The organism is Bacillus sp. JFL15, from assembly GCF_001184225.1.
GTDB lineage: Bacteria > Bacillota > Bacilli > Bacillales > Bacillaceae > Bacillus > Bacillus siamensis.
In genome coordinates this window covers 7728-14015 of sequence record NZ_KQ236690.1, presented here as the reverse complement: position 1 = coordinate 14015, position 6288 = coordinate 7728, and the positions used below count along the sequence as shown (strand labels likewise).

The window sequence follows — 6288 nt, the reverse complement described above, 5'->3', positions numbered from 1 at the left end:
GCATCTCCGTTCACCATATCTTTTTGATACGATTCTTCTATTGCTGTTGCAATAGCATCGTATGTTTCAACTGGATGAAGCACTGCATTCCCCAGTGCTGACAGGGTTTCTCCCGGATCGGTTATGAAATCCCATAAACCGGTTACCGTGTCTTTCCCGACATCATAAAGACCGACACCGGCTCCTTTTAAAATGTCCCAAGTCACTTCTCCGGCTTCTTCCAGCTGTTTGCTTGTTCAAGCTGAATGACATATTGCTGCTGAGAAGGTTCAAGATTCTCGTAACCGATCTTCTTCGCAATCTCCAGGTATTCATCCGGATCAGTCACACCGTCAGCGAGCTTTTTCTTCAGATCCTTGATTTCCCGCTCTTTCGCCTCTTCCTTCTTAATTGTCAGGTAAGCGTCTGAGTATCTTGCAATCTCGTCTTTTTTCTTATGTATATCGCTTTCACGGTACGCCTTGGCGTTATAGTGAAGTGGTGTTGCGTTTTTTCCTTTGCCCGTAGCGTTTTGGAGCTGCTGAAAGTCGGCTTGGATGAACTGTTCGTTCGCTTCGGTTTCTGCGTATTCTCTGGTTAGATCGTGATCAAGCTTGCCGAGTTTATGTATCGTTTCGCTTCTTTTTTTATCAGCTGAATCCAGCTTTTGATCGACATCCTCTGTCGAGAAAACCTCAAGATGAACAATATCGCTTATCTCATTAAGAATATCCCTCATTTCATTCCGCTGCTCTTGCATGATGGCTTTTGATTTATTCTTCGCATGAATCAGCTCGTGTTCTAAAAAGGACTCTTCCACAAACGAATCGGCCAATCCGGCATCAGCTACTTTTCCTGAAATACTGTTAAGAAACGCAATCTTCATATCGATCAGATCAAGCCAGCTGTCTGTGACACCAGCATGGTCTTGAAAAAAGGCTTTGATATTGTCGGCGCCTTTGCCTGAAAACTCACTGTCGTCTAAGTCAGCCATTCCCTGAAACGCTTTTCTGAGATTGATAAATTGTTCTCTAATCTGATCATATTCTTTTGCTCGTTTCTCCGCTGCTGAAATGAACGAGTCTGCTTCAAATACCTTCATTTTCGTCTCCTTTCCACTTAATCTTATCTGAATTTTCTATTCTGAAACATATTTATAATACTCTTGAGTTTTCGGGGTCACTTCCCAATATTTTGTTCCATTTGAAGACACCAACATGTCAAACCATACCTCAAAGTTAGAGTCTAAATATACCGCACCTTCAATGTCATCAATTGAATCTAGATACATCATATATCCTAATCCCTTATTTGATTTGTTTATGTCAACAACATACCTGCCATCATAGTGGTATCCAATTAGGATATAGCCCTTAGGGAAGTCTTGAACTTCATTAAATTCAATTATCCCTTCTGTGCTAAGAAGCTCAACACCATTAAACATTTCCATTCCATTGTGATTGAACAAAAACTCTTTATAATCATTAGGTAAAGTTACCCCAAGCTTTTTTTCTAGACTGCTAACTTCTTGAGGACTGGCCGGATCTCTGAATTGAAAAGTAGCATCTTCCATGACATACCCTCCATGTTGAAACATAGGAAAAGTTCCGTATTTCGAAACAGCTTCCTTTATCCCATGAAGAGTCATGCGAATTAACTTTCCTTCTTCCATTTCAATTCCCTCCTCTAAGGTCATACTACCAAATTTCACCACACAACTGTATTTGATTGTCCTAAAATGCCAAAATGAATTTTACAATCTTTGGTTTTATACTTATAATTAGGAAGGTTTGTCCGATATATAGAGACAGAACAAACAAATTTGGGGGAATTACAATGAAGAAATGGATGTTAGGTATTTGCGTATTATCTTTAAGCTTTTCTTTAGCCGCGTGTGGATCTGATTCTGCTTCTACAGATAAAACAGATTCAGACAAAGCTAAAACAACGCAGCAAGAAGAAAAGAATGCAAAAGAGACAAAGACCGACACTCAATCAAATGACAAAAGTACTAATGACAAGAATGAAAAAGTCGAAAATGCTTCAAAGAAGGATTCGTCGGATAAAAAGGCATCTGACAAAAAGAAAAAGCTGGTCGATGTAACACTAAACAAAACGGTTGACGGAGACACGATTAAAGTTAACTATAAAGGCGAAGTCAAAACTGTTCGTTATTTACTTATTGATACGCCTAAAACTAAAAAGCCAAACTCTTGCGTACAACCATATGGTGAGGATGCTTCAGCAAGAAACAAACAGCTGGTGAACAATGGTAAGCTACAATTAGAATTTGATAAAGGTGACCGTACTGATAAGTATGGAAGAATGCTGGCTTACGTTTATGCAGATGGCAAATCAGTACAAGAAACACTGCTTAAAGAAGGATTAGCACGAGTAGCTTATGTGTATGAGCCAAACACGAAGTATTTAGACACGTATAAGAAAGATGAGCAGGCTGCGAAAGATAAGGACTTGAAGATTTGGAGTAAGAGTGGCTATGCAACTGATAAAGGATTTAATGGCTGCGCAACGAAACCGAAGAAATCAGTAAGTGTATCTAAGCCGGCTCAAAAGTCAGTTACCACACACCAATCAGAGACACATCAATCGAACTCAAGCAGTTCAGCGTCAAGCAGCTCTTCTAACTCTGCACAAGCCTCCCCTTCTGCTGGAGGAACAGAACACTTTGCAAACTGCACAGAGCTGAGAAAGAAATATCCGCATGGTGTACCAAGCACTCATCCTGCTTATACATCTAAAATGGATCGGGATAATGACAACTTTGCATGTGAGAAGAATTAATTATTTTGAAGTCCTCTGGGGCTTCTGTTTTTATTTGGATACATTCAAAAACCACAGAGCGTGTGAGGGACTCTGTGGACTATAGTGGCTGATTAAACCCCCTATGATACATCAATTATGATTTTATCAAAACTTTTCTTTTAAAGATAACATCATCTCAGTCTCAAATAATGCCTGCAGCAGTTCATCTATATTAATTTTGTCCTGCTTGTGATTATGCTTTTCATAAGTACGAATAATCTCTTCATATTCTGATCGATGCTCTCCTTTAAGAGAGCTAATTCCAAGCTCTTCACCATATCGGTTAATGAATAATTGCTTACTCATTTCTTCCGCTTTATCATTTTCATAATTACAAAATGCAGCTGACAACTGGACGAGAAAAGTTTCATCTTCAGAATTTAGGTTATTCTCGTTACACCAGTCTACAAAACGATTTCCAGTCATGTTATCACCTTTAATTTTAAAATTTAAAGAACAAGATAATCTGCAGCAAGGATGATATATTCTACTGCCATGCCAATTGTTTCAGCAACTCCTGCCCCAACAGCACCTTTAATTGCTGGTGGGATTTGTTTTCTTGCCATAGCAGCAACCTCTTTAGGAGCTCCGGTTATATCTTCGAGAACCTTACAAATTTTGTTTGTATTTTTAATAATCTTATTTACCGTAGATTTTCCGAACATTGTGCCTAATATGTCTTTTGCCCAAGCATTATTTGCCAGTCCTCTAATAACCTTAATCGCTTCTTTAGCGGCAGCGCTTTTAGCTCCCATAGTACTCATTTGATCTTGTGAACTACCATTTTCGAGACCTTTTAATTCTTCGGCCGCATTTAAAATACCTTTTTCTTTAACTGCCGGGACTGAGTATTCTTTAGCAAGTTTTTGAAGCTCGGTTGGATTATAAGTAAATTGCATGTCCTGTTTAGAAGTACTCGCTTTTTTCACTTCTGAGGCCGAAGCTCCAACAGTCGGGATGGCTATAACCGCTGCAAGCAACATAAAAAGAATTTTAGCAAATAGGCTTTTCAATTTGAACTCTCCTTTATCCCTAATTTTATTGTTTAACACATTGAACACCATACCATAAAACATTTATATTTTTTCCTGTTATTATTATATTCGTTTAAAAAAGGTAAGGCAGTCCTACGTTTGAAACCGTCCAGAAATCACTAAGGTGAACAAATATTTATTCACAATTTAAGATATATTTACTACACAAAAAAGACTGTTCTCAAAAACAGTCTTAGATGCTTTTAGAATTAATGCATCCGTTAATATATCTAATTCTTATTCTGATTTTTGAACGCCAAGTGCTCAATTCCTTGATCCTTAAAAACTTGACGGATATAGGGAGGCGAATAGGCATATTTCCAGTCAACTTTTTTTAGACTCATTTTTTTATTGAAATGCAAATCGTATAGCAGATCAAAGTCCTTTGCTCTCACCTCTTTGACAATTCAGGGTAAGAAAGCTTGTCCACTTTTTTTGCCTTAAATAGATTCAGAATACTCCAGTCTGGGATATTAAGTTCCTTTGATATGTCCCCCACCGTTTTAAGTTCTTTGCTTATTTTATTTAGTGTTCAAGTTATAGTTTCTCTTAAGCGCTTCCATATGAGGATTAAATGAACAAAATAAAAAACCCTGTTAATGACAGTCGGCGTTTAATTTAAAAATGAATACGATCAGAATAGATCTCAAAGAATATTGCCCTTACAATTTATTAGGTTATTTTCGTATTCAATGTCAGACAGAATATTGTACGAATACTTCTGTTTTTACAGTAAATACAATAAAGAGGAGGTGCTGATTTTTTGGAGTTAAAAAACATCGTTAATTCTTACAACATTACAAATATTTTGGGTTATCTTAGACGCTCTCGTCAGGATATGGAGCGAGAAAAAAGAACAGGCGAAGATACGCTAACTGAACAAAAAGAACTCATGAATAAAATACTGAAGTCGATTGAAATCCCTTATGAATTAAAAATGGAAATCGGGTCAGGAGAAAGCATTGAGGGTCGCCCTGTTTTTAAAGAATGTCTTAAAGACCTCGAGGAAGGCAAGTACCAAGCAATTGCTGTTAAAGAATTAACAAGACTCAGCCGCGGGAGCTACAGTGATGCGGGACAAATAGTTAACCTTCTTCAAAGCAAGCGATTGATTATCATTACACCATATAAAGTCTATGACCCTCGAAATCCTGCAGACATGCGTCAAATTCGTTTTGAATTATTTATGGCCAGAGAAGAATTTGAAATGACCAGAGAGCGTATGACAGGCGCTAAATACACATATGCGGCGCAAGGGAAGTGGATTTCCGGACTAGCGCCTTTTGGATACAGGTTAAACAAAAAAACATCCAAACTAGTCCCCGTCGAGGAAGAAGCAAAAGTCGTTCAATTCATCTTTAACATCTTTTTAAATGGGTTGAATGGAAAAGATTATAGTTATACAGCGATTGCTTCTCACTTAACAAAATTACAAATACCTACTCCATCAGGAAAAAAGCGCTGGAATCAATACACAATTAAAGCAATTCTGCAAAACGAAGTGTATATCGGAACTGTTAAATATAAGGTTAGAGAAAAAACAAAAGACGGTAAACGAACAATTAGACCTGAAAAGGAACAAATTGTAGTACCGGATGCACATGCCCCCATAATAGATCAAGAACAATTTCAACAATCACAAGAGAAAATTGCAAACAAAGTCCCCCTGCTGCCTAATAAAAATACATTGGAATTAAGTGAATTGGCAGGCGTATGCACTTGTTCCAAGTGCGGTGAACCATTATCTAAATATGAAACTAAGCGAACGCGAGAAAACAAAAACGGCACAAAAAGTGTCTATCACGTTAAATCACTCACTTGCAAAAAGAATAAATGCACTTATGTGAGATATAACGATGTTGAAAATGCCCTTTTGGATTACCTCTCTTCTTTAAACAACTTAGATAATAAGACTTTAACAAAACATATCATTTCAATGATTTCTAAATACGAAGACGGAAATAATAATGTGAAAACAAAGAAGCAAATATGTGAATATCTTTCACAAAAAGAACAAGAATTAAAAAACAAAGAGAATTTTATCTTCGAGAAATATGAAAGCGGCATTTACACTGATGAACTTTTTTTGAAAAGAAAAGCTGTTTTAGATAAAGAATTTGAAGAACTCCAGATTGCCAAGAATGAGGTCAATGGAACTCAGGAAGCGCAAACAGAAATAGACAGTAATACAGTCAGAAACAACATCAATAAGATAATTGATCAATATCACATTGAATCAAACACAGAAAAAAAGAACGCGCTATTAAGAATGGTCTTCAAAGATGTTATCGTTAATATGACACAAAAAAGAAAAGGGCCAATTCCAGCTCAGTTTGAAATCACCCCTATCCTAAGGTTTAATTTTTCGTTTTCGATCTCACCGTCACTGATAGTCCCTCAAAATGCAGTAAATATCTTAAAAAACCGATAAAGCCGTTTAATACTGACTACA

3 protein-coding genes and 4 pseudogenes are annotated in these 6288 nt (G+C 37.0%); 3 read left to right on the top strand and 4 right to left on the bottom strand.

All coding sequences use genetic code 11. The annotated features are described in order from the left end of the window. Positions 1-1081 (bottom strand): annotated as a pseudogene (locus AD710_RS18745) (ribonuclease YeeF family protein); the annotation flags it as partial. Between the two features lie 36 nt (positions 1082-1117). Continuing rightward, positions 1118-1552, bottom strand: a complete 435-nt coding sequence (locus AD710_RS18740; protein ID WP_156187196.1) for an SMI1/KNR4 family protein — start codon at positions 1550-1552, stop codon at positions 1118-1120. 509 nt (positions 1553-2061) lie between these two features. Between AD710_RS18740 and AD710_RS20395 the strand changes: the two are divergent. Continuing rightward, positions 2062-2505, top strand: a pseudogene (locus AD710_RS20395) (thermonuclease family protein); the annotation flags it as partial. A gap of 171 nt (positions 2506-2676) precedes the next feature. Next, positions 2677-2781, top strand: a pseudogene (locus tag AD710_RS20390) (excalibur calcium-binding domain-containing protein); the annotation flags it as partial. Between the two features lie 126 nt (positions 2782-2907). On the opposite strand, the gene AD710_RS18730 reads toward AD710_RS20390, so the two are convergent. Both AD710_RS18730 and AD710_RS18725 read right to left on the bottom strand, forming a co-directional pair. Next, a complete protein-coding gene (locus tag AD710_RS18730; RefSeq protein ID WP_049628851.1) occupies positions 2908-3228 on the bottom strand; it encodes a hypothetical protein in 321 nt (106 codons plus the stop codon). Positions 3229-3251: 23 nt separating this feature from the next. Then, positions 3252-3815, bottom strand: coding sequence for a hypothetical protein (locus tag AD710_RS18725; protein ID WP_029575229.1), 564 nt, complete (start codon positions 3813-3815; stop codon positions 3252-3254). Positions 3816-4599: 784 nt separating this feature from the next. Between AD710_RS18725 and AD710_RS18720 the strand changes: the two are divergent. After that, positions 4600-6288 (top strand): annotated as a pseudogene (locus AD710_RS18720) (recombinase family protein); the annotation flags it as partial.